This window comes from Frigoribacterium sp. CFBP 8754, assembly GCF_014841815.1.
GTDB lineage: Bacteria > Actinomycetota > Actinomycetes > Actinomycetales > Microbacteriaceae > Frigoribacterium > Frigoribacterium endophyticum.
On record NZ_JACYUO010000001.1, the window covers coordinates 781,028 to 803,565 of the forward strand.

At 72.3% G+C, this 22,538-nt stretch carries 22 protein-coding genes; 19 read left to right on the plus strand and 3 right to left on the minus strand.

Annotation, left to right across the window (positions count from 1 at the left end; genetic code table 11):
- The 5 genes from IFT72_RS03605 to rbfA all read left to right on the plus strand — a co-directional run bounded on the left by IFT72_RS03605 (position 1) and on the right by rbfA (position 6,957).
- Positions 1 to 1,758, plus strand: a complete 1,758-nt coding sequence (locus IFT72_RS03605; protein ID WP_056054037.1) for a proline--tRNA ligase — start codon at positions 1 to 3, stop codon at positions 1,756 to 1,758.
- A 154-nt stretch (positions 1,759 to 1,912) separates the two neighbouring features.
- Positions 1,913 to 2,902, plus strand: a complete 990-nt coding sequence (gene nusA / locus IFT72_RS03610) for a transcription termination factor NusA (RefSeq protein WP_056054040.1) — start codon at positions 1,913 to 1,915, stop codon at positions 2,900 to 2,902.
- A gap of 61 nt (positions 2,903 to 2,963) precedes the next feature.
- Positions 2,964 to 3,419 (plus strand): YlxR family protein, encoded by a 456-nt coding sequence (locus IFT72_RS03615; RefSeq protein WP_197981067.1) that lies wholly within the window; start codon positions 2,964 to 2,966, stop codon positions 3,417 to 3,419.
- 75 nt (positions 3,420 to 3,494) lie between these two features.
- Entirely contained in the window at positions 3,495 to 6,287 is a 2,793-nt protein-coding gene (infB, locus tag IFT72_RS03620; RefSeq protein ID WP_192045585.1) for a translation initiation factor IF-2, read from the plus strand.
- A 103-nt stretch (positions 6,288 to 6,390) separates the two neighbouring features.
- Complete coding sequence (gene rbfA, locus IFT72_RS03625) at positions 6,391 to 6,957, plus strand: 30S ribosome-binding factor RbfA (protein ID WP_192045586.1); 567 nt, start codon at positions 6,391 to 6,393, stop codon at positions 6,955 to 6,957.
- A 25-nt stretch (positions 6,958 to 6,982) separates the two neighbouring features.
- Here the strand turns inward: rbfA and IFT72_RS03630 are convergent, their stop codons facing one another.
- Complete coding sequence (locus IFT72_RS03630; RefSeq protein ID WP_371741152.1) at positions 6,983 to 7,852, minus strand: A/G-specific adenine glycosylase; 870 nt, start codon at positions 7,850 to 7,852, stop codon at positions 6,983 to 6,985.
- A 201-nt stretch (positions 7,853 to 8,053) separates the two neighbouring features.
- Here IFT72_RS03630 and IFT72_RS03635 point away from each other — a divergent pair, with 201 nt between their 5' ends.
- The 8 genes from IFT72_RS03635 (at position 8,054) to IFT72_RS03670 (ending at position 15,179) form a co-directional block, all read left to right on the plus strand.
- On the plus strand, positions 8,054 to 9,277 hold the full coding sequence (locus IFT72_RS03635) for a hypothetical protein (protein WP_192045587.1): 1,224 nt from the start codon (positions 8,054 to 8,056) through the stop codon (positions 9,275 to 9,277).
- 607 nt (positions 9,278 to 9,884) lie between these two features.
- A complete protein-coding gene (locus IFT72_RS03640) occupies positions 9,885 to 11,117 on the plus strand; it encodes a hypothetical protein (protein ID WP_192045588.1) in 1,233 nt (410 codons plus the stop codon).
- Positions 11,114 to 11,782: a hypothetical protein gene (locus IFT72_RS03645; RefSeq protein ID WP_192045589.1), complete on the plus strand. Its 669-nt coding sequence runs from the start codon at positions 11,114 to 11,116 to the stop codon at positions 11,780 to 11,782. Before IFT72_RS03640 ends, IFT72_RS03645 begins: the two co-directional genes overlap by 4 nt.
- 34 nt (positions 11,783 to 11,816) lie before the next feature.
- Entirely contained in the window at positions 11,817 to 12,383 is a 567-nt protein-coding gene (locus IFT72_RS03650) for a hypothetical protein (RefSeq protein ID WP_192045590.1), read from the plus strand.
- Between the two features lie 34 nt (positions 12,384 to 12,417).
- Positions 12,418 to 13,332 carry a tRNA pseudouridine(55) synthase TruB gene (gene truB / locus IFT72_RS03655; RefSeq protein WP_192045591.1) on the plus strand — a complete coding sequence of 305 codons (915 nt, stop codon included), beginning with the start codon at positions 12,418 to 12,420 and terminating at the stop codon, positions 13,330 to 13,332.
- Positions 13,329 to 13,697: a hypothetical protein gene (locus tag IFT72_RS03660; RefSeq protein WP_056054073.1), complete on the plus strand. Its 369-nt coding sequence runs from the start codon at positions 13,329 to 13,331 to the stop codon at positions 13,695 to 13,697. The genes truB and IFT72_RS03660 overlap by 4 nt, the downstream gene beginning before the upstream one ends.
- A gap of 76 nt (positions 13,698 to 13,773) precedes the next feature.
- Complete coding sequence (locus tag IFT72_RS03665; protein WP_056054076.1) at positions 13,774 to 14,232, plus strand: hypothetical protein; 459 nt, start codon at positions 13,774 to 13,776, stop codon at positions 14,230 to 14,232.
- 5 nt (positions 14,233 to 14,237) lie between these two features.
- Positions 14,238 to 15,179: a bifunctional riboflavin kinase/FAD synthetase gene (locus tag IFT72_RS03670; RefSeq protein WP_192045592.1), complete on the plus strand. Its 942-nt coding sequence runs from the start codon at positions 14,238 to 14,240 to the stop codon at positions 15,177 to 15,179.
- A 164-nt stretch (positions 15,180 to 15,343) separates the two neighbouring features.
- On the opposite strand, the gene deoC is transcribed toward IFT72_RS03670, so the two are convergent.
- A complete protein-coding gene (gene deoC / locus IFT72_RS03675) occupies positions 15,344 to 16,072 on the minus strand; it encodes a deoxyribose-phosphate aldolase (protein WP_192045593.1) in 729 nt (242 codons plus the stop codon).
- A gap of 25 nt (positions 16,073 to 16,097) precedes the next feature.
- On the opposite strand from deoC, the gene IFT72_RS03680 reads away from it, so the two are divergent.
- The 5 genes from IFT72_RS03680 (at position 16,098) to IFT72_RS03700 (ending at position 20,857) form a co-directional block, all read left to right on the plus strand.
- On the plus strand, positions 16,098 to 17,735 hold the full coding sequence (locus tag IFT72_RS03680) for an SDR family oxidoreductase (protein ID WP_192045594.1): 1,638 nt from the start codon (positions 16,098 to 16,100) through the stop codon (positions 17,733 to 17,735).
- Positions 17,732 to 17,971, plus strand: a complete 240-nt coding sequence (locus IFT72_RS03685; protein ID WP_167258992.1) for a hypothetical protein — start codon at positions 17,732 to 17,734, stop codon at positions 17,969 to 17,971. The genes IFT72_RS03680 and IFT72_RS03685 overlap by 4 nt, the downstream gene beginning before the upstream one ends.
- Positions 17,972 to 18,056: 85 nt before the next feature.
- Complete coding sequence (locus IFT72_RS03690) at positions 18,057 to 18,641, plus strand: GDSL-type esterase/lipase family protein (protein WP_167258993.1); 585 nt, start codon at positions 18,057 to 18,059, stop codon at positions 18,639 to 18,641.
- Between the two features lie 109 nt (positions 18,642 to 18,750).
- Positions 18,751 to 19,116, plus strand: coding sequence for a DUF6804 family protein (locus IFT72_RS03695; protein WP_192045595.1), 366 nt, complete (start codon positions 18,751 to 18,753; stop codon positions 19,114 to 19,116).
- A 109-nt stretch (positions 19,117 to 19,225) separates the two neighbouring features.
- A complete protein-coding gene (locus IFT72_RS03700) occupies positions 19,226 to 20,857 on the plus strand; it encodes a stealth conserved region 3 domain-containing protein (protein WP_185232312.1) in 1,632 nt (543 codons plus the stop codon).
- Positions 20,858 to 20,909: 52 nt separating this feature from the next.
- Here IFT72_RS03700 and IFT72_RS03705 read toward each other — a convergent pair whose 3' ends face one another.
- Positions 20,910 to 21,410 (minus strand): NUDIX domain-containing protein, encoded by a 501-nt coding sequence (locus tag IFT72_RS03705; RefSeq protein WP_056054096.1) that lies wholly within the window; start codon positions 21,408 to 21,410, stop codon positions 20,910 to 20,912.
- A gap of 66 nt (positions 21,411 to 21,476) precedes the next feature.
- Here IFT72_RS03705 and IFT72_RS03710 point away from each other — a divergent pair, with 66 nt between their 5' ends.
- Positions 21,477 to 22,307 carry an oxygenase MpaB family protein gene (locus IFT72_RS03710; RefSeq protein ID WP_192045596.1) on the plus strand — a complete coding sequence of 277 codons (831 nt, stop codon included), beginning with the start codon at positions 21,477 to 21,479 and terminating at the stop codon, positions 22,305 to 22,307.
- Positions 22,308 to 22,538: the final 231 nt, after the last annotated feature.

The window sequence follows — 22,538 nt, forward strand, 5'->3', positions numbered from 1 at the left end:
GTGTCCACGCGCCTCTCCCAGCTCTTCGTCCGCACCCTCCGAGAAGACCCCTCCGACGCGGAGGTGACCAGCCACCGCCTCCTCGTGCGGGCCGGCTACATCCGCCGCCAGGCGCCGGGCGTGTTCGCCTGGCTGCCGCTCGGCCTCCGCGTCAAGGCCCGGATCGAGGCCGTCATCCGCGACGAGATGGCCGCCGCCGGCGCCCAGGAGGTGCACTTCCCGGCCCTGCTGCCGCGGGAGCCCTACGAGGCGACCGGCCGCTGGACGGAGTACGGCGAGGGCATGTTCCGCCTGAAGGACCGCAAGGACGCCGACTACCTCCTGGCGCCCACGCACGAGGAGGTCTTCACGCTCCTCGTCAAGGACCTCTACTCGTCGTACAAGGACCTCCCCCTCACCCTGTTCCAGATCCAGGACAAGTACCGCGACGAGGCACGGCCCCGGGCCGGCCTCCTGCGCGGCCGTGAGTTCACGATGAAGGACGCCTACTCGTTCGACGTCCGCGACGAGGGCCTCGAGCTCAGCTACCAGGCCCAGCGCGACGCCTACGAGCGGATCTTCACGCGCCTCGGCCTGGAGTACGTCATCGTCCAGGCCGACGCCGGGGCCATGGGCGGCTCCCGCTCCGAGGAGTTCCTGCACCCCACCGAGGTCGGCGAAGACACGTTCGTCCGCTCGGCGGGCGGCTACGCGGCGAACGTCGAGGCGTTCACCACCACCGTGCCCGCCACCGTGCCGATCGAGGGCCAGCCCGCCGCCGTGATGCTCGACAAGGCCGACACGCCCACCATCGCCTCGCTCGTCGAGCAGCTCGAGGCCGCGCACCCGCGCGCCGACGGCCGGCCCTGGACGGCCGCCGACACCCTCAAGAACGTCGTGGTCGCGCTCACGCACCTCGACGGCACGCGCGAGCTCGTCGTCGTCGGCCTGCCCGGCGACCGCGACGTCGACATGAAGCGGCTCGAGGTCGCGTTCGCCCCGGCCGAGGTCGACGCCGCCGGCGACGCGGACTTCGCGAAGGCGCCCGGCCTGGTGAAGGGCTACATCGGGCCCGGCGGTGCGGGCTGGGGAGCCGGCATCCGCTACGTCGTCGACCCCCGCGTCGTCGAGGGCAGCTCGTGGGTCACCGGGGCCAACATCCCCGGCGTCCACGTCGCGGGTCTCGTCGCCGGTCGCGACTTCGAGCACGACGGCGTCGTCGAGGCGGCCCAGGTGCGCGAGGGAGACCCCGCCCCCGACGGCTCCGGCCCCATCGAGACCGCTCGCGGCATGGAGATCGGCCACGTCTTCCAGCTGGGCCGCAAGTACGCCGAGGCCCTGGGCCTCAAGGTGCTCGACGAGAACGGCAAGCAGGTCACCGTCACGATGGGCTCGTACGGCATCGGCGTGACCCGCATCCTCGCCGTCATCGCCGAGGCCAACAACGACGAGAAGGGCCTCGTCTGGCCCGAGAACGTGGCGCCCTTCGACGTGCACGTCGTGGCCACCGGCAAGGACCCCGTCGTCTTCGAGGTGGCCGAGGCCCTGACCGCCGAGCTCGAGCAGCACCGCCTCGACGTCCTGTACGACGACCGCCCCAAGGTCTCGCCCGGCGTGAAGTTCGGCGACGCCGAGCTCCTCGGCGTGCCGCGCATCGTCGTCGTGGGCCGCTCGGCCGGCGAGGGCGTCGTGGAGCTCTGGGACCGCCGCACGGGCGAGCGCACCCCCGTCACCGTCGCCGAGGCCGTGGCGGCCCTCTCGGCACCGCGCGCCTCCTGACCACCGGCACCGCGCCTCCCCGTCGTCCTGACGAGGAGGCGCGGTGTCGTGCGTCCGGGAGGTGCGTCCCCCCGCCCGCACTCGGGTACCGTAGGGGGATGCTGTGTGCGCCACCGCGCGCGCAGCCTGCAGATCTGAACAGTGGAGGCCCTCAGTGGACATCGACCTGAGTGTGTTGCGCCTCATGGAGCGCGAACGCGAGATCCCCTTCGAGGAGCTCGTCGGCATCATCGAGCAGGCCATCCTCACGGCCTACCTCAAGCACACCAACCAGCCCGAGAGCCGCGTGCCCGCGGCCCGCGTCGAGCTCGACCGCAAGACGGGCCACGTGTCCGTCTTCGCCATCGAGCGCGACGAGGAGGGCGCCGTCGTCGGCGAGGCCGTCGACAGCCCGAGCGACTTCGGTCGCATCGCCGCCTTCGCCGCGAAGCAGGTGATCAACCAGCGCCTGCGCGACATCGGCGACGACAAGGTCCTCGGCCAGTTCAAGGGCCGTGAGGGCGACATCGTCGCCGGCGTCATCCAGCAGGGGCCGAACCCCCGCATGGTGCACGTCGACCTCGGCACCGTGGAGGCGATCCTGCCCCCGGAGGAGCAGGTGCCCGGCGAGAAGTACGCGCACGGCTCGCGCATCCGCGTGTACGTGACGGGCGTCAGCAAGGGCACAAAGGGGCCGCAGATCACGGTCTCGCGCACCCACCCCTCGCTCGTGCGCAAGCTCTTCGCGCTCGAGGTGCCCGAGATCGCCAGCGGCGTCGTCGAGATCGTGTCGCTCGCCCGCGAGGCCGGCCACCGCACCAAGATCGCCGTCCGGGCCACGGAGGCGGGCGTCAACGCCAAGGGCGCCTGCATCGGCGAGATGGGCCAGCGGGTCCGCGCCGTCACGACCGAGCTGAACGACGAGAAGATCGACATCGTCGACTACTCCAGCGACCTGCCGACCTTCGTCGCGAGCGCCCTGTCGCCCGCGAAGGTGTCGTCGGCGTTCGTCATCGACAAGTCGACCAAGGCCGTCCGCGCCCTCGTGCCCGACTACCAGCTGTCGCTCGCCATCGGCAAGGAGGGCCAGAACGCCCGCCTCGCCGCGAAGCTGACGGGCGCGCGGATCGACATCCAGCCCGACTCGATCCTCGAGGACGACTGAGCTGGACGTCGGTCCGCGCGCCGGGTCGACGGCGCGCAGCGTCGGCGGCACGGTGGCAGGCATGACCCATCCAGCCCGACTCGATCCTCGAGGACGACTGACGTTCATCGTCGACCACGATGCCGGGGGCCGGCGGCGCACCACGCCGTTCGCCCCCGGCGTCTCCCGTCCCGCGACCCGAGGGGGTAAGGTGGAACCCGTCAGAACGTGCATCGGCACTCGAACGCGCGCTCCGCGGTCCTCACTCGTGAGGATCGTCGTCCGAGACGGACGCCTGGTGGTCGACGAGACCGCCTCGCTCCCCGGGCGGGGTGCGTGGTTGACGCCTTCGATGGAGGCGTTCGAGTCAGCAGTGAAGCGCAGGGCCTTCCGCCGTGCGTTCCGCCTCGACTCGGACCCCGACTCGCAGGAGCTCCGCGACCACCTCGTGGCACGGACCACTCCCGATGCACCACCCCGAGTTCCACCACGACCACTAGCCCAGACAGAACAGGCTGACAGGCACATGGACAACTAATGAGCGGCTCGAAATGAGACCCGTCCAGAACTGACGGCTCCACCCTGATCGGGCGGGGCCCGAGACAGGAGAACTGTGGCTAAACCACGCGTACACGAGATCGCCAGCGAGCTGGGGATCGACAGCAAGACCGCACTAGAGAAGCTCAAGGAGATGGGCGAGTTCGTCAAGGGCCCGTCCTCCAGCGTCGAGCCCCCCGTCGCCCGCAAGCTGCGCCAGGCGTTCGCCGGTGCTGCTTCGGCGTCGCCCGCCCCGAAGGCACCCGCCAAGCCCGCCACCGCGGCGTCGTCGTCGGCTCCCAAGCCGGGTACGCCCCGCCCCGCGGCGCCCACCCCCAAGCCCCCGGTCGCCGAGCAGCCCGCTGCTCCGGAGCCCGCTCCCGTCGCCGCTGAGCCCGAGGTGGAGGCGGCACCCGCGCCCGTCGCGCCGCTCACCGTCGCCGAGCGTCAGGCCCAGGCAGAGGCGCAGCGCGCCGCCGCCGCCGCCGAGGCCGCCTCCGCCCCCGCGGCGGACGCCGTCAAGCCCGGTGCCGCCGGCCCCAAGCCCGGTGGCCCCCGCCCCGGTGCCCCGCGCCCCGGCAACAACCCCTTCGCCAGCAACCAGGGCATGGGTCGCCCCAGCGCGCCCCGTCCCGGAGGCTCCGGCGCCGCGAGCAGCATGCCGCGCCCCGGCGGCGCCGCGGGCCCCCGCCCGATGGCTCCCCGTCCCGGTGCTCCCCGTCCGGGTGCCCCGCGCCCCGGCGTGGGCGCAGGCCCCCGCCCCAACGGCTTCGGACAGCGTCCGGCCGGTGCCGGTGCTCGTCCCGGCGGTGCCGGCGGCGGGTTCCAGCGCCCCGGCGGCGGCGCTCCCGGTGCCGCGGGCGGCTTCCGCCCCGGCTTCGGCGCTCCCCGCCCCGCGGGCGGCGGCGGCGGCCGTGGTCGCGGCCCCGGCGGCGGCACGGCCGGCGCGTTCGGCCGCGGTGGCGGCAAGAGCAAGGCACGCAAGTCGAAGCGGACGAAGAGGGCCGAGTTCGAGATGCGGTCGGCGCCGTCCCTGGGCGGCGTCAGCGTCCCCCGCGGCGACGGCAGCACGATCGTCCGTCTCCGTCGCGGTGCGTCCATCAGCGACTTCGCCGACAAGATCGACGCCAGCCCCGGCAACCTCGTGACCGTGCTCTTCCACCTCGGTGAGATGGCCACGGCGACGGAGTCCCTCGACGAGGCCACCTTCCAGGTGCTCGGCGAGGAGCTCGGCTACAACATCCAGGTCGTCTCGCCCGAGGACGAAGACAAGGAGCTCCTCGAGGGCTTCGACATCGATCTCGAGCAGGAGCTCGAGGACGAGGACGAGTCCGTCCTGCAGATCCGTCCCCCCGTCGTGACCGTCATGGGCCACGTCGACCACGGAAAGACGCGACTCCTCGACGCGATCCGCAACGCCAACGTCGTGGCCGGTGAGGCGGGTGGCATCACCCAGCACATCGGTGCCTACCAGGTGTGGGCCCCGCACGAGGGCGTCGAGCGCGCCATCACCTTCATCGACACCCCGGGCCACGAGGCGTTCACCGCCATGCGTGCCCGTGGTGCGCAGGTCACCGACATCGCGATCCTCGTGGTCGCCGCCGACGACGGCATCATGCCGCAGACGGTGGAGGCCCTGAACCACGCCCAGGCGGCCAACGTGCCGATCGTGGTCGCGGTCAACAAGATCGACAAGGAGGGCGCGAACCCGGCGAAGGTCCGGCAGCAGCTCACCGAGTACGGTCTCGTCGCCGAGGAGTACGGCGGAGACGTCATGTTCGTCGACGTGTCGGCCCGTGACAACAAGAACATCGACGCCCTCCTCGAGGCCGTCCTGCTCACGGCCGATGCCGGCCTCGACCTGCGGGCGAACCCCGACAAGGACGCCCGAGGCGTCGCGATCGAGGCTCGACTCGACAAGGGTCGCGGTGCCGTCGCCACGGTGCTCATCCAGTCGGGAACGCTCCGCGTCGGAGACGCCATCGTCGCCGGCACGGCCTACGGCCGCGTGCGTGCGATGGTCGACGAGAACGGCGACGCCGTCGACGAGGCCTACCCGAGCCGGCCCGTGCTGGTCCAGGGCCTGTCGAGCGTCCCCCGCGCCGGCGACACCTTCCTCGTCACCGAGGAGGACCGCACGGCCCGTCAGATCGCCGAGAAGCGCGAGGCCGTCGAGCGCAACGCGTCGCTGGCCAAGGCCCGCAAGCGCATCTCGCTCGAGGACTTCACCCGTGCTCTCGAGGAGGGCAAGGTCGAGGCGCTCAACATCATCATCAAGGGCGACGTGTCCGGTGCCGTCGAGGCGCTGGAGGAGTCGCTGCTCAAGATCGAGGTGGACGACAGCGTGCAGCTGCGCATCATCCACCGCGGCGTGGGTGCCGTCACCGAGAGCGACGTCAACCTCGCCACGGTCGACAACGCGGTGATCATCGGGTTCAACGTCCGCCCCGACACGAAGGCCCGGGAGCGCGCTGCTCGCGAGGGTGTCGACGTCCGCTTCTACTCGGTCATCTACGCGGCCCTCGAGGACATCGAGAACTCGCTCAAGGGCATGCTCAAGCCCGAGTTCGAGGAGAAGCAGTCCGGTGTGGCCGAGATCCGCGAGATCTTCCGCTCGTCGAAGGTCGGCAACATCGCCGGTGTCATCGTGCGGTCGGGAACGATCACCCGGAACGCCCGTGCTCGGGTCATCCGCGAGGGCGTCGTCGTCGGCGACAACCTGGCGATCGACTCGCTGCGTCGCTTCAAGGACGACGTCACCGAGGTGCGGACGGACTTCGAGGCCGGCATCGGTCTCGGCAAGTTCAACGACATCCAGATCGGCGACGAGATCGAGACCATCGAGATGGTCGAGAAGCCGCGGGTCTGACCCCGGCGTCACAGCACTGAACGAGGCCCCGCCCCGACTCCGGTCGGGGCGGGGCCTCACCCCTCACCGCTCGCCCTGAGCGGACCAGCAGAAGGAGCCCGACATGGCTGACCCGCAGCGCGCCCGCAAGATGGCCGACCGCATCAAGGAGATCGTCGCTCGGCGCCTCGACAAGGGCATCAAGGACCCGCGTCTCGGCTTCGTCACGATCACCGACGTCAAGGTGACGGGCGACCTCCAGCACGCCTCGATCTTCTACACGGTCTACGGCACCGACGAGGAGCGCCGCGACACCGGTGCCGCCCTCAAGTCCGCGACCGGCATGCTCCGCAGCGAGGTGGGCAAGAACATCACCGCGCGCCTCACCCCGAGCATCGAGTTCATCCTCGACGCCCTGCCGGAGAACGCGGCGTCCATCGACCGCCTCCTGCAGGAGGCGCGTCAGCGTGACCAGGAGAGCCAGACCATCGCCGCCACGGCCGAGTACGCCGGCGACGCCGACCCGTACGTGAAGCCCCGTGACGAGGACGACTACGACGACGAGGGCGAGGACGACGAGGACGAGGATCTGGGGCTCGACGACGGCGAGCCCGCGCCCTCGGCCGACGCCCCTGCGGGCGACGCCCCGGTCGGCGACGGCTTCGTCGAGCCGGACGGCGGCACCCGCTGACCTGAGGCCGAGGCGCCTCGCGTCGTCAGCTCGGCAGTTCCCAGCCCTCGTCGGCACTGCCCGTGACCAACCCGTCACGGAGCAGGCCGGCGAGGGCTCTGTCGCGCTGGGCGGCGTCGGGCCACACCGTCGCGATCTCCGTGGCGGTGACGGGCACGTCGCTCGCCCGCAGCTCTGCCATGACGAGCCCGCGCACCTGGCGGTCCGATCCCTCGAACTTCGCCTGGGTGCGGAGGCGCGGCCCGACGTGCGCCGGGCGTCCGGCGAGCACCCACGCGCACTCCGCGATCAGGGGGCACTCGTCGCAGCGGGGCGAGCGGGCGGTGCAGACCAGGGCACCCAGCTCCATCACTCCTGCGCTGACGACCCGCGCCTCCTCTCGGTCGAGGGGCAGGTGTGCCTCCATCAGCGGCAGGTCACGACGGGCCGACGGGGCCCAGGGCTCCGCCAGGCCCTCGACGGCGCGGGCCAGGACGCGACGCACGTTCGTGTCGACGACGGGGTGCCGGTGCCCGTACGCGAAGACGGCGACGGCCCGGGCCGTGTAGTCGCCGACCCCGGGCAGCGCCAGGAGATCGGGCACCTCCTCGGGGACGACTCCGCCGTGCCGTTCGGTGATCGCCACGGCGGCGGCGTGGAGCGCGAGGGCGCGACGGGGGTAGCCCAGGCGGTCCCAGGCGCGGACGGCGTCGGAGGCGGGGGAGGCGGCCAGGTCGGCGGGCGTGGGCCAGCGCTCGAGCCACTGCTGGAGGCGCGGGACGACTCGGACGACCGGCGTCTGCTGGAGCATCACCTCGCTGACGAGCGTTCCCCACGCGGTGAAGCCGGGCCGGCGCCAGGGCAGGTCGCGCCCGTTCTCGCGGAACCAGGCGGCGACGGGGGAGGCGAGGGGCACCGGTCGATCCTAGGCTGCGCGCCCTCGGCGGAGGCACGCCCTCCCCAGGCGCGATGCCCCGGTCATCGTCCCCAGCATCGGCCGCCGGGTGGCGACAGAACGGTACATGTGGAATGTTGGGCAGCAGCCCGCCGACCACTGTGAGACAGGACCCACCATGACGAGACCTCGCTGCCCTCGGACCCTCCGCGACGAGGCGTCGTGAACGTCGCGGGCGATCTGTCGAAGCCCCGGGTCACGGGCGATCCGACCCAGGTGCTGGCGCTGGCCGTGCGGTGGGGGGCGACGGCCGAGCTGATCTGGTCGGCGGCCGAGTCGCTGCGCACCCTGGACGCCGAGGGGGCGCAGAGCGACGCGATCGAGGCCTTCCTCGCATCGGCGGGCGAGGTCGAGCAGCAGCTGCGGAGCGTGCACGGTCGCTACCAGGGCGCGGGGGAGGCACTGCGGGCCTACGCCGCCGCCCTGGAGGAGGCACAGGCGGCCTCGGGGCCCGCCCTCCGGGAGCACGGCCTCGCGGTCGACGACCACGACGCGGCTCGACGGTTGGTCGAGAAATACGAGGGCATGGCCCTGGTCGCGGTCGGCGAGGAGGCGCGGGCCGACTACGAGGAGCTCGCTCGTGTGCAGCGTCTGCGTCTCGCCGAGGCTGCCGAGCGTGTCGTGCTCCACGGCGGCCGTGTGGACGCCGCGCACGCCGCGGTCGAGGCCGCCGCGACGACCGCGATCGCGCGCCTGGACGACCTCGAGGCCGACGGGCCCCGCGACTCGTTCTGGGACGACGTGAGCGGCGCCGCGGGCGTGGCCTTCGACGGCTTCCAGCAGTGGATGGAGGACAACGACCACTGGATCGACGGCCTCGTCACCGCCGCAGGGATCATCGGCATGGTTCTGGCTGGCGTAGCGATGTTCATCCCCGGTCTCAACGTTCTCGCTCTCGCTCTCATGGTCGGCATCTTGGCCGTCACGTCGGCCCAGGCGGTGGCCGGGACGGGTACGTGGGAGGACGTGGCCTACGCAGCCCTCTCCCTGGCGACCTTCGGCGCGGGTTCTGCCCTGGTCTCAAGCGCCAAGACGGCCGCGAAGGGCATCGGAGCCGCTCGGATCGACAGCCTCGTCTCCTCAGGGCAATCGCGCTCGTTCGCGACCGCAACGGTCAAGCAGGCGTGGGACAGATCCTCTGCCGGGGTTCTCCACAAGTCGCTCCGACGCGAGCTGGGCAACTCGGAGGCGGCGCAGATCAGACGTTTCCTCCAGCGAGGTCGCCCAGGAGTGAGCACCGACGACCCCGGAGCGATCGCTCGGACGATGGACAAGTTGAACGGTGCGCGGTTCTTGTCCGGCAGCGATGTCGTGGTGTCGGGAGGGCGCTTGGCGGAGCCATACGTGCCTGGCGCCTTGGCCGAGCTCCGTGGTGCCGCACGATGAGGCGGAGCGCATCGGGACGCCGCGTCGCCGCGATCAGCTCGTCCCCGAGGTCCCCGTTCTGGGTCACGTGCTACTACCTCAGCCTGGCGCCCCTGGTGGTCAGCCAGGGCACGAACGTCGCCTACGTCTTGCTCGACCTGTCCTGGAAGCAGGCAGGTCTCCGGGCCCGGCATCTCGAGTCATACGTCGATCCGTCTCCGGGCTGGCCTCCATTCCACGTGCCTGGTCTCGTCTTCGTAGCCATGGCGGTTGTCATCGCTGCGATGGCGATCGAGATGGTGGTCCGCAGATCCGCGACTCCGAGTGGCAGCCAACCAGGATTCATGGCCTTCTCGTGGGCGCTGGTCGGGGTGCTCTGCTATCTCCAGTCGTCCGCGTTCGATGACGGCCTCCCGTGGACGGAGCCCGAGGGCTTGTCCGGGCTCGTCATGATCGGGTCGGGAGGCGTGGCCCTCGTCGTGTTCGTCCAACGCGGCCTCGAGCGGTGGCGAACAAGCCGCGCGGGTAGCTCCGCAGCCGACCACCCAGCCCTCGTTCTGGACCCGATGCGGGTTCGAATGCTCCGCGGGGCGAGAGGGAAGCGATGACAGCGCTGGGGCGCACTCTCATGACCACAGCAACTCGGCGGCCGGCGCGGCGTGCGAGTCAGGCGCCCGGCGTCAACGCGTTCTGGGGTCTCGCCTACTACCTGAGCGCGGCGCCGCTCGTCGTGACGCAGGGGGCGCAGATCGCGTACATCGTCATCGGCGCAGTCTGGGAGAGCGACGGGCGCAGGCCACGAGCTCTGGGCTCGATCTACGCGCCCTCGCCCGACTGGCCCCCGTTCTCGGTGCCGACGCTGGCGTTCGCCGGCATGGCCGTCGTCATCGGTGCCATGGCCGTCGAGATGGCCGTCCGCCCCGCCGCCACTCCGAGCGGCAGGCAGCCCGGATCGATGGCAGCACTCTGGGCGGCTGGGGCCGTCCTCGTGTCACTCCACGTGTGGGGCTTCACGACAGGCGTCTCCGGGATGATCGTGGGGTTCTCCGCCTCGGTCGTCATGGGTGCCTCCGCAGTGACGGCACTGGTCGCGCAAGCAAAGGTCACCCTTGACCGAAAGCAGACGAACGACAGCGAGCGCCACCGGACGCACGTGTCGTCGCTCCGACCTGGAAGGAAGCCGTCACTCGCGTTTCGTGCTGAGTGGGTTGCGAGTTCTGGATCCTCACGGCCGGCTGCAGCGGGCGGGAGTCACCAAGTGAGCGCGAGAGCCCCGTCCACGACCAGAGGCCGGAGGTCGAGCGGTGCTTCTGATCCGATCTCGGCAGGGTTCTGGGTCGTCGCCTACTACGGCAGTCTGGTTCCGGTACTCGTCATTCAGAGCTTCAACATCGTGCTGGTGATCATCGCCGTGCGCTGGGAGGCGGATGGCCGCCGGTCATCCGAGATCGAGACGGTCTTCGAGTCGTCACCCGGTTGGCCTCCGGTCGACATGCCGGGCCTCGTGTTCGTCGGCATGGGGATCGGCATCGTGCCCATGGCCGTGGAGATGGTGGTTCGCCGCGGAAGAACGCCCAGTGGCAGCCAGCCGGGGCTGATGAGCTTCGTGTGGGCTGCTGACGGCCTGCTCTGCCTGAACCACTGGTGGGCCTTCGATGCGGCGCCGGTCTGGGCTGCTCCCGCGGGGCTCGCGGGCTTCACGATGCTCGCCTCAGCGGGCGTGGCGTTCGTCGTGTACCTGATCCGTGGCGTGCGTCGACTGCTAGCACGTCGCCGGGGCCACCCGGCTGCCGACGAGCCGGTCGAGTCGCTCGACCCAGTGCGGGCTCGGTTGCTCCGCGGAACGGGGATCGACCGATGACCGCGCCACGGTGGGTGCGGCGGGGGCCGGGCATCGTCGGCGTGGGCTACGCGGTGATGGTGCCGCGGGGCTGGGTGCAGATCCCGGGTCAGCTGCGGCCGGAGATGGCCTTCGACGCCGTGGTCGACCAGCTCGGCAGCGTCCTCGGCGGGGAGGTGCCGCCGGAGTTCGCGCAGCGGGTCGGCAGCGGGCTGATCGAGGCCCGCGCCGCCGACGTCGACGGCCACGTGCTCGACTCCTACGTGACCGCCGGTCCGCTGCCCGACACCGGCACGACCGCGAGCATCGTGGTCACGGTGGTGCCGGTCGTTGCACGGTCGACCGACGACCTCGACCGGCTGCTGCTGGGGCGGGTCGGCCGCGGCGCGACAGCCCTGGGCGTGGGAGGTGAACCGGCGGTCGTGTGGAGCGAGACCGGCGATCGGCAGCCGGCCCGCGACTCCCCGGGTCGGGTGGTCCGCCGGCGCACGACGCTCACCAGGGTGACCGGGCAGCTCGACCGTCTCGTGTCGTCGACGCTGACCGTGCTCGAGACCCACGAGCGCACCACCGACACGGAGGCCGCGAGCGACGCGGTGGCGGACGCACTGGTCGAGCTGTTCGACGCGATGCTCACCACCGTGCGCTGGCTCGACGCGGAGGGCCGGGTGATCACCGGCCGCTGAGCCGCCGCGCGGCACCGCGGCCTAGGGTGACCTCATGACCACCCGCTGGGCCCCCGCCAAGAAAGACACGCTCCGTGCACTCGCGACCGAGATCCTGCACAACTACTCGAGGGGCCGCGCCTTCGTCGCCGTCGACGGCCTGCCCGGTGCCGGCCAGGCCGCGTTCGCCGACGACCTCGCCGACGCCCTCCGCGAGCTCGGGCACGCGGCCTTCCGCGCCTCCGTCGAGGACTTCGTCGTCCCCGTCGACACGGGCTCGTCGCCCGACGTCGGCGCCGCCGACCCGGCCTTCGCGCCCGAGCTCTTCCGCCGCGTCCTCATCGAGCCCTTCCGCCTCGGCGGCAGCACCGGGTGGGTCGAGGCGGCGTACGACCGCGAGGCCCGCCGCGCCGCCGAGCCGCGCTGGGTCACCGGGCCCGCCGACGCGATCCTCCTCGTCGACGGCGCCGGGCTCAACGAGCCCGAGCTCGCCGGCCTCTGGAACTACAGCGTCTGGGTCACGGCCGACGCCCACCGCGGCGGCCTCCGTGCCCGGGCGACCTCCGTCGTCGACGTCAGCGACCCGGAGCACCCGCGCCGCGTGTTCGACGACGCGTGCTGAGGCCCGCCCCTCGCCGGTGCGGTAGCGTCGTCGCGTGAACAGCGGCATCCTCCTCGTCGACAAGCCGCAGGGCATCACCAGCCACGACGTCGTGTCGCGCGTGCGCCGGGCCGCCGGCACCCGCAAGGTCGGCCACGCCGGCACCCTCGACCCGCTGGCCACCGGGCTCCTCGTGCTCGGCCTGAACTCGTCGACGCGCCTCCTGACCTTCCTCGTCGGCCTCGACAAGACCTACGAGGCGACCATCCGCCTCGGCGTGGCCACGACGACCGACGACTCCGAGGGCGAGACGACCGCCACGCACGACGCCTCCGCCGTCGCCGACGAGGCGATCGACGCCGGGGTGCGGGCCCTCAGCGGCCCGATCAGCCAGGTGCCCACGACCGTGAGCGCCATCAAGGTGAACGGCCGTCGCGCGTACGACCTCGCCCGCGAGGGCGTCGAGGTCGAGCTCAAGGCCCGCGACGTCACGATCTCCGAGTTCTCCGTCCACGACCGGCGCACCGCCGAGGTCGTCGACGAGGCCGGGCGCACCGTGATCGTCCGCGACCTCGACGTCCGGGTGCGCTGCTCCTCCGGCACCTACGTACGGGCGCTGGCCCGCGACCTGGGCGCCGGGCTCGGCGTCGGCGGGCACCTCACGGCCCTGCGCCGCACGACCGTCGGCCCCTTCGACGTCGACGACGCCGCCGTCCTCGAGGGCATCGACGTCGCGCCCGCCCTCCTGCCCCCCACCGCGGTGGCGGAGCGCCTCTTCCCCGTCTGGCGGATGACCGCCGACGAGACGGTCGACCTCGGCCACGGCAAGCGCGTCACCGTCGGCATCGACGACACCGCCGGGCCCGTCGCCGCCGTGACGCCCTCCGGCGACCTCGCCGGGCTGGTCGAGGTGCGGCGGGGGCAGGCCGTCCCCATCGTCAACTTCCCGAGCGACGAGGTGTCGGCATGATCGAGTGGTTCACCTGGGTGCAGGTCGTCGTGGCCTGCGTCGCCGGCCTCGTCTGCGTCGTCGCCGGGTTCGCCCGCAAGCTGCCGAACGACATCACCGTCGGTGCGACGGCCCTCGTGCTCGTGCTGCTGCTCGTCCAGCTCGTCGTCGCGATCGTGGCCCCGTTCGTCGGCAACCCGCCCACCGGCAACGTCGTCGAGTTCTACATCTACCTGGTGTCGGCCATCCTCCTCCCGCCCCTGGCGGTGGTCTGGGCGCTCGTCGACCGGACCCGGTGGAGCAACCTCGTGCTCGCGGCGTCGGTGTTCGCGGTCGCCGTGATGGTCTACCGCATGCTGCAGATCTGGACGGTGCAGGTCGCGTGACGCCGTCGTCGAGCCGCAGACCGTCGACCCTGCCGCCCGTGTCGGCGCGCACGGCGACCGCGACCTATCCTGGTCGATGATGGTCACTCAGAAGTCAACGCGCGCGGTCGGCCTCGGCCGGGTCCTCGTCGCGGTCTACGCCCTCCTCGCCCTCGCGGCCACCGGCCGCTCCGTCTTCCAGATCGCCGAGCAGTTCTCGGAGGCGCCGCTCGCCTACACGCTGAGCGCCCTCTCGGCGGTCGTCTACATCGTCGCGACCGTGGCCCTCGTCAAGCGGGGCACCACCTCCTACGCCGTCGCCTGGGCGACCATCTCGTTCGAGCTCGCCGGCGTCCTGATCGTCGGGCTCGTGACCGCTCTCGACCCGGCCCTCTTCCCCGACGACACCGTCTGGTCGTTCTTCGGCCGCGGCTACGGCTTCGTGCCGCTCCTGCTCCCCGTGCTGGGCATGATCTGGCTCGCGCGCACCCGACCGACCGCCGCCGAGCGCGCGCACGACGGCGAGCCGGAGTCCGTCACCGGCCTGCCCGAGTAGGCGACGTGCAGTTCTTCGAGACCGTCGCCTCCGTCCCGGCCGACTTCGGGCCGAGCGCCGTCACCATCGGCAAGTTCGACGGGGTCCACGTCGGCCACCGGGCCGTCATCGACCTCCTCGAGCAGGTGGCCGCCGACGAGGGCCTCGTGAGCACCGTCGTCACCTTCGACCGGCACCCGCTCGCCGTGCTGCGACCGGGCGACGTGCCCCGGGCCCTGGTCAGCAACCGCCAGAAGCGCGAGCTGCTCGAGCAGGCGGGCGTCGCCGCGACGCTCATGCTCACCTTCGACGACGATCTCCGCGCCCTCGCTCCCGAGGAGTTCGTCGACAGGATCCTCGTGGGCGCCCTCCACGCGCGGGTCGTCTTCGTCGGCGACGACTTCCGCTTCGGCGTCCGGGGCAGCGGCACCGTCGACACGCTGCGCGAGCTCGGGGCCACCCGCGGGCTCCGGGTGGTCTCGATCGACGACGTCCGCCCCGGGGGCGCACGCCGCGCCTCCTCGACCTGGATCCGCGAGCTGCTCGACGGGGGCCGCGTCCGCGAGGCCGCCGAGCTGCTCGGCCGGGAGCCGGCGGTGCGGGGCGTGGTCGTCCAGGGCGAGCAGCGCGGCCGCGAGCTGGGGTTCCCGACCGCCAACCTCGAGCCGCACAGCGAGGGCTTCGTGCCGGCCGACGGCGTCTACGCGGCCCGGGTGCTCGTCGGCGACACCCTGTACCCGGCGGCCGTCTCCGTCGGCAACAACCCGACCTTCGAGGGCGTGCCCGAGAAGCAGGTCGAGGCCCACCTCCTCGATGTGACACTCGACCTCTACGGGCAGGAGATCACCGTGCACTTCGTCGACTGGGTGCGGGGCAACGTCGCCTTCGAGGGGCTCGACGCGCTGATCGCCCACATCCGGGCCGACGTCGTGCGGTGCCGTGAGATCCTCGGGGCGCCTGCGCCCTGATCCCGCACCGTGCGGCGTCCGCCCGCGCCGGCCGGACGAGCCCGCGCCGCGACGGCCCGGTCGCGCGGACGCCCGGACGCCCGGACGCCAGGAGGCCCGCACGACGATCGTCGTGCGGGCCTCCTGCTCTGTCGCGGCGTCGGCCGGGGCTCCCCGGCGTCAGCTCAGTACGACGTCGTGTCGTCCCCGGCGCCGGAGGCGCTGCCGGTCTCGAGCCGGTGCGCGAGGTCGTCCAGGATGGTGCCGCTGGCGCTGGTGCCGAAGCGGGTCACGCCGAGGTCGAGCATCTCGAGGACGGTGTCGAGGCCGCGCACGCCGCCCGACGCCTTGACCTGGACGGCCTCGCCGACCGCGTCGCGCATGAGGCGCAGGTGGGGGAGGGTCGCGCCGCCGCCGGCGAACCCGGTGGAGGTCTTGACGAAGGCCGCGCCGGCCCGCTCGGCCGCCTTCGAGCCCGCGACGATCTCGTCGTCGCTGAGGAAGGCGGTCTCGAGGATGACCTTGACGACGAGGTCGCCCGCGGCCTCGACCACGGCGCGGACGTCGGCCTCGACGTCGTCGAGCAGGCCGCTGCGCAGCCGGCCGACGTTGACGACCATGTCGAGCTCGACGGCGCCGTCGGCGACGGCCTGACGGGACTCGGCGACCTTGGCCTCGGTCGAGGTCGTGCCGTGGGGGAAGCCGATGACGGTGCCGACGAGGACGCCGGTGCCCTCGAGGCGGTCGACGGCGTGGGCGACGTCGGAGGGGCGGACGCACACGCTGAAGACGTGGTGCGCCGCGGCCGTGTCGAGCGCCTCGTCGACGTCGGCACGGGTCAGTTCGGGCTTGAGGATCGCGTGGTCGATCATGCCGGCGACGGCGGCGACCGTGGGGAGCTGCTGGGTAGTCATGATGCTGCCAGCGTAGCTTGGGCACATGGCCACCGACCCCGTCCCGTCCGACCCCCGCCCCGCCGCCGACCCCGTCGTGCGCGAGAACGACGGCGCGGTCGCGCGGCGCCGTGTCCTCGTCACCGGCTCGACCGGCTACATCGGCGGGCGTCTGACGCCGCGCCTGGTGGCGGCCGGCGCCGACGTGCGCGTCCTGGTGCGGAGCCCCGGCAAGCTCGTCGACGTCCCGTGGGCCGGTGACGTGGAGGTCGTCGAGGGCGACCTCACCGACGCCTCCACCGTCCGCCCCGCCATGGAGGGCGTCGACGTCGTCTACTACCTCGCCCACGCGATGGGCGGTCGCGGCGACTTCGAGGCGGCGGAGGCGGAGGCCGCCCACACCGTCGCCGACGCCGCCCGTGAGGCAGGCGTCGGCCGCATCGTCTACCTCGGCGGGCTGCACCCCGAGGGCGAGCTCTCGAAGCACCTCCAGTCGCGCAAGGAGGTCGGCGACATCCTGCTGGCGAGCGGGGTCCCGACGGTCGCCCTCCAGGCGGGCGTGGTCATCGGCTCGGGCTCGGCGTCGTTCGAGATGATCCGCCACCTCACCGACGTGCTGCCCTACATGCCCGCGCCGAAGTGGGTCCGCAACCAGATCCAGCCGATCGCCGTCCGCGACGTGCTGCACTACCTCCTCGGCGCCGCCGACGTGCCCGCCGACGTCAACCGCACCTTCGACATCGGGGGCCCCGACGTCCTCCGCTACGGCCAGATGATGAACGGCTACGCCCTGGAGGCGGGGCTGAAGCAACGCCCCATCGCCTCGCTGCCGGTCTTCACACCGTGGCTGGCCTCGCAGTGGGTCAACCTCGTCACACCCGTGCCGCGCGCCCTCGCCGTGCCGATCATCGCGTCGCTCCAGTACGACTGCGTCGTGCACGAGCACGACATCGACCAGTACGTGCCGGCGCCGGCCGAGGGCCTGCTCCGCTACCGCCAGGCCGTGCGCCTCGCGCTGCAGCGCGAGAAGGACGGCGAGGTCGAGACGAGCTGGCAGGACAGCTCGGTGTCGGGAGCGCCCAGCGACCTCCTGCCCAGCGACCCCGACTGGTCGGGCCACATCGTCTACACCGACGACCGGGAGACCGACTCGACCGCGCCTCCGGAGGAGCTCTGGAAGGTCGTCGAGAGCATCGGCGGCGAGAACGGCTGGTACTCCTTCCCGCTGGCCTGGGCCGCGCGGGGCTGGATGGACCGGCTCGTCGGGGGAGTGGGGCTGCAGCGCGGCCGTCGGAGCCGCAGCACGCTCCGTGCGGGCGACGCCCTCGACTGGTGGCGCGTCGAGAAGATCGAGCGCGGCCACCTGCTGCGGCTCCGGGCCGAGATGAAGGTGCCGGGCGGCGCGTGGCTGGAGATGACGGTCACGCCCCGTGAGGGCGGCGGCTCCCACTACCGCCAGCGCGCGGTCTTCTTCCCGCAGGGGCTCGGCGGGCGCCTGTACTGGTTCGCGATCCTGCCCTTCCACGGGGTGATCTTCTCCGGCATGCTCGAGCGCATCACCGCCACCGCCGAGCGGGACGCGGCCGCCGCCTCCCACGGTGACGACGTGCCCGCGGGGCGAGGAACTCAGGAGGCGCGGGTCACCGCCGACGACGCCCCCGGCAGCAGCGCGGCCGGGTCGTGACGCCGCTGCTCGCCGCCCCGCTGCTGGCCCCGCTGCTGCGGGCGTCGACGACGTTGACGCCGACCCCGTCGCCGTTCGGCCCCGGGGGAGACGGCCCCGCCTCGCCCGTGCCGCTGTGGCTGGGCGTGACCCTCGGGATCGTCGTCGTGGTCGCGTCGTTCGTCGTGCTCCTGCCCGGCGTGCGACGGGGCCTCGACCGCATCTCGTCCCATCGACCTCGACGCTTCCGCGACTGACGCGGTAGCGTCGAACCACCCCGCGACCGGTGGAGCCGCCCTCGGGCAGCACGGCCGGTCGCGAACACGACGACAGGAGGCCCCCATGGCGCACGGCGAGAAACTCGTCTTCGTCGGAGACAGCATCACGGCAGGCGGCGACTGGACCGCCTGGTTCCCCGACGACGACGTCGTCGAGCTCGGCGTCGACGGCGACACCACCACCAGCCTGGCCGAGCGCCTCGACGACGTCGTGGCGGCCCAGCCCGACTCGGTCGTGCTGCTGATCGGCACGAACGACTTCGGCCAGAGACGCACCGTCGAGCAGGTCGTGCGCGGCGTCGAGTCGATCATGGTGACGATGCGGCGCGAGCTGCCCGGCACCCGGCTGCTGCTCCAGTCGATCATGCCGCGGGGCGCCGACTACGCCCCGCGCATCAAGGACGCCAACCGGCATCTCCGCCAGTTCTCCTCGACCGTCCGGGCGCAGTACCTCGACCTGTGGCCCGCGCTGGCCGACGAGTCGGGCGACGCGATCCGCCCCGAGTTCAGCGACGACCAGCTGCACCTCACGGCCGCGGGCTACGAGGCGTGGCTCGCCGAGCTCGTGCCCGGGCTGGCGCGGCTCCGCGACGAGCCGCCGATGAGCGCGCCGCTGCGCGTGCTCAACGTGCCCTACGACATCGACTGAGCCCGAGGCGTCGGGGCGCCCGTGGCGTCGGGGGCGCGCAGGGTGCCCAGGGTGCCCCCGATAAGCTCGTCCGTGCCGCGCCCGCGGCCTGACGAGAGGTCGCAAGCCCGTGCCCACGCCCACCGTTCCCGCCTTCCTGCGACCCGCCCTGGCGCCCGGTCTGCTCGGGGCGATCGTGCTGACGGTCGGGGCGTTCCTGCTCGACTCGCCGACCTTCACGATCGTGCGCTTCGCGGTGGCGATCCTCGCGTTGATCATGCTCGTCTTCGCCTGGCGCGGCCGGACCTGGTGGGCGCTGCCCGTCCTCGCGGCGATCGCGGTGATCTGGAACCCCGTGGCCGTCGTGCCGCTCTCCGGTCAGCCGTGGGCCGCCCTGCAGTTCGCCGGCGCGGTCGCGTTCGTGGTCACGGGGGTCCTCGTGAAGGTGCCGACGGAGCAGGCGACGGGCGACGCCCGCCCCGCTCGACGTCGCTGACCGGGGCGACGAGTTCCGGCGTTCACGAGAACCCGCTTCCACCAGCTAAAATCAGTTCGTTCTAGAGTGCGGCGGCCGTCCCGAGGCCCCCACGGGAAGTTGAGTCTGAATGGTCACCGAGATCACCGGTACGACAGAGAGTCCTCTGCTGACGCCTCGTCCCCGACCCGGTGGTCTGGACCGCGACGACGTGGTGGTGCGCAAGGGGCAGTTCACGCTCCTGAACGGCCACCTCACGCCACAGCAGTCGATGATCGAGGACCTCCTCTTCATCCGTCGCGTCCTCGACGAGGCGGCCATCCCGTTCCTCCTCGTCCGCGGCAACGACGTGCGCCCCGTGCTGGCGGTCGACGTCGTCCACCGCCGTGCCTTCATCGACGCCATGATCGCGGCGTCGGGCTCCGAGCCGTTCTACGCCAAGCCCCGCAAGGGCCAGGCCGTCCTCGTCGCCGAGGGGGGCCTCGAGTCCGAGACCGAGCGGGCCTTCAAGGTGTACCGCCCCCGCGTCGAGCCCATCGGCCGCCTCCGCTACGGCGCCGGCACGGCCGTCCAGGTCGAGTTCTGGATCCTCACCGACGACGAGGTCCTCGTGCCCGTCGAGAACTCCCTGATGCGCTACTCGCTGCCCCGCGAGGAGGCCGTCGAGACGACCGTCGAGCGCTACGGCCTCGAGTGGCCGACCCTCGAGCACATGTTCGACGACCACGCCACCGACATCACCTTCGACATCGACATCGTCTTCTCCTGGGTCGACGGCAACTCGGTCGAGTACCAGCGCGCCCGTGCCGCGCAGGCGAAGCGCCACGTCGTGGGCGAGGGCGACGACGCCCCGGCCCGGTTCCGCCAGATCGACGAGCTCAAGTACGCCCTCCGCAGCGTGTACATGTTCGCCCCGTGGGTCCGCAACATCTACATCGCGACCGACTCGCCGGTGCCCGAGTGGCTGGGCGACCACCCGCGCGTGCGCGTCGTGCGGAGCGAGGAGTTCTTCTCCGACCTGTCGTTCCTCCCCACGCACAACTCGCAGGCCGTCGAGTCGCAGCTGCACCACATCGAGGGGCTCAGCGAGCACTTCCTCTACTCGAACGACGACATGTTCTTCGGGCGCCCGGTCGCGCCGTCGATGTTCTTCTCGCCGGGCTCGGTGACGAAGTTCATCGAGGCCGAGACGCGCATCGGGCTCGGCGTCAACAACACCGAGCGCAGCGGCTTCGAGAACGCGGCCCGGGTGAACCGGCGCCTCCTGCAGCAGCGCTTCGGCAGGGTCACCACCCGTCATCTCGAGCACACCGCGGCGCCCCTGCGCCGCAGCGTCATGTCGGAGATGGAGCACGAGTTCGCGGACGAGTTCCGCGCGACCGCGTCGAGCCCCTTCCGGGCGAAGGAGAACGTCTCCGTGACGAACTCGCTCTACCACTACTACTCGCTGATGACGGGGCGCGCGATCGTGCAGGAGGCCGCCCGGGTCCGCTACGTCGACACGACGACGGTCGCCGACCTCGCCTCGCTCTCCGACCTGCTGAAGAAGCGCTCGTACGACTTCTTCTGCCTCAACGACGGCAGCTTCCCCGAGGTCACGGACGAGGAGCGCACGTCGACGGTCACCGACTTCCTCGAGCGGTACTACCCGTTCGCGGCCCCGTGGGAGAAGGCCGAGATGGAGCGCGTCGAGCGCGAGACGGCCGAGCAGCGTCGCCGCGTCCGCCGTGCGGGCGGCGACCAGGACCAGATCGAGGCGTAGCCCCGGGGAGGCGCGGGCCGGCACCCGCCGGCACCGCGCCTCCCGCAGGTGGTCACGCCGGGTGCTCGCCCCGCCGCACCTCGCCCGCCACGACGAACTGCGTGCTCGGGTCGCCCGACAGTGCGGCGTCGACGCGAGCACGCATGTCGGCGGTCATCGGCGGCAGGTCGCCGCGGGGGAACCACCGGGCCTCGGTGTTCTCGCCGTCGGCCGGCGCGGGGTCGCCGCTCTGCCAGCGCATCAGGAACGTGTGGTCGAGGTAGCTCGCCTGGTCGCCGTTGCCGTAGACGATGCCCTCGGTCACCCCGAGGGCGGCGAGCCGCACGGGCACGACGTGGAGGTCGGCCTCCTCGAGCACCTCGCGCACCGCGGCGTCGGCGGGGTGCTCGCCCGGGTCGATGATGCCGGTGACGGGCGTCCACTCGCCCGTGTCGGAGCGGCGGACCATGAGCAGGTCGTCGCCCCGCTCGACGACGGCGGTGACGCCGGAGAGCCAGAGCGGCGCGGTGCCGATCGACTCGCGGAGGGTGAGGATGAAGTCGGGGACGGCCATGCCGCGAGCCTAGCGAGCACGTCGTCGAGGAGCCTGCCCGTGCCTCGCCGCGCGTAGGCTGACGGGATGAGGGGCGACGACGTGCGGTGGGGGGCCGACGTGCGCTCGATCTCCGACATGGCGGGGGAGTCGCTGCTGCTCGGCGGCGGCGGCCGGGCCATCCTGCTGCAGCTCGCGAACCCGGCCGTGGGGCACGGGGTGGCCGACCACAGCGACTTCGTCGACCGGCCGCTCGCCCGCCTGCACGGCACGATGACCTACCTCTACGCCATCGTCTTCGGCACGCCCGACGAGGTCGCCTTCGTGCGGGCGCTCGTGGACCGGGCCCACCAGCCCGTCCGGAGCACCGCCTCCTCGCCGGTCGCCTACGACGCGGTCGACCCGCAGCTGCAGCTCTGGGTGGCGGCGACGCTCTACGACTCGGCGATCACGCTCTACGAACGCGTCCACGGGGCGCTGTCGCCCGAGGTGGCGGAGGCCGTCTACCGCGACTACGTGGTGGTCGGCTCGGCTCTCCAGATGCCGCCGGGGCTGTGGCCGGCGACCCGGGCCGAGTTCCGCACCTGGTGGGACGCCCAGCTCGCCGGGCTGTCCGTCGACGAGGTCACCCGCGACGTCGCGCACCAGCTGCTGCACCCGGTGAACGTGCCCGTGGCGCTCCGCCTGGCCATGCCGCTCGCGCGCCTCGTGACGGCGGGGCTGCTGCCGGCGACGGTGAGGGAGGCGTTCGGCCTGCCCTGGGGAGCGGTGCGGCAGGGCCTCTTCGACGTCGTCGTGGGCGTGAGCCGGGTCGTCGTGCCGCGGCTGCCCGCGGGGGTCAGGCACGTGCTGCGGGACCACTACCTGCGGCGGCTGCGGCGCTACATGGCGCAGCGGGGCACGGAGCAGGCGGGCTAGGAAGCCACCGCGGGTCGCCTCGTCGTCCGTCGCTGCGTGGTGCCCCCTCGGCGTCGGTCGTGCCCGGCCCCGGCTCGTCGCCGCCGTCTGTCGCGGTGATGTCTCAGATCCCGAACGCCGAACGCCGAACGCCGAACGCCGAACGCCGAACTCCGAACTCCGAACTCTGAACGCCGAACTCTGAACGCCGAACTCTGAACGCCGAACTCTGAACTCTGAACGCCCGAATTC

Coding starts and splice junctions, on each gene's coding strand:
- rbfA (WP_192045586.1), top strand. CDS start 6,391: ATGGCTGACCCGCAGCGCGCCCGCAAGATGGCCGACCGCATCAAGGAG.
- IFT72_RS03615 (WP_197981067.1), top strand. CDS start 2,964: ATGACCCATCCAGCCCGACTCGATCCTCGAGGACGACTGACGTTCATC.
- IFT72_RS03690 (WP_167258993.1), top strand. CDS start 18,057: ATGGCGCACGGCGAGAAACTCGTCTTCGTCGGAGACAGCATCACGGCA.
- IFT72_RS03710 (WP_192045596.1), top strand. CDS start 21,477: ATGAGGGGCGACGACGTGCGGTGGGGGGCCGACGTGCGCTCGATCTCC.
- deoC (WP_192045593.1), bottom strand. CDS start 16,072: ATGACTACCCAGCAGCTCCCCACGGTCGCCGCCGTCGCCGGCATGATC.
- IFT72_RS03665 (WP_056054076.1), top strand. CDS start 13,774: ATGATGGTCACTCAGAAGTCAACGCGCGCGGTCGGCCTCGGCCGGGTC.
- IFT72_RS03640 (WP_192045588.1), top strand. CDS start 9,885: ATGACCACAGCAACTCGGCGGCCGGCGCGGCGTGCGAGTCAGGCGCCC.
- IFT72_RS03700 (WP_185232312.1), top strand. CDS start 19,226: ATGGTCACCGAGATCACCGGTACGACAGAGAGTCCTCTGCTGACGCCT.
- IFT72_RS03650 (WP_192045590.1), top strand. CDS start 11,817: ATGACCACCCGCTGGGCCCCCGCCAAGAAAGACACGCTCCGTGCACTC.
- IFT72_RS03660 (WP_056054073.1), top strand. CDS start 13,329: ATGATCGAGTGGTTCACCTGGGTGCAGGTCGTCGTGGCCTGCGTCGCC.
- IFT72_RS03680 (WP_192045594.1), top strand. CDS start 16,098: ATGGCCACCGACCCCGTCCCGTCCGACCCCCGCCCCGCCGCCGACCCC.
- IFT72_RS03705 (WP_056054096.1), bottom strand. CDS start 21,410: ATGGCCGTCCCCGACTTCATCCTCACCCTCCGCGAGTCGATCGGCACC.
- IFT72_RS03645 (WP_192045589.1), top strand. CDS start 11,114: ATGACCGCGCCACGGTGGGTGCGGCGGGGGCCGGGCATCGTCGGCGTG.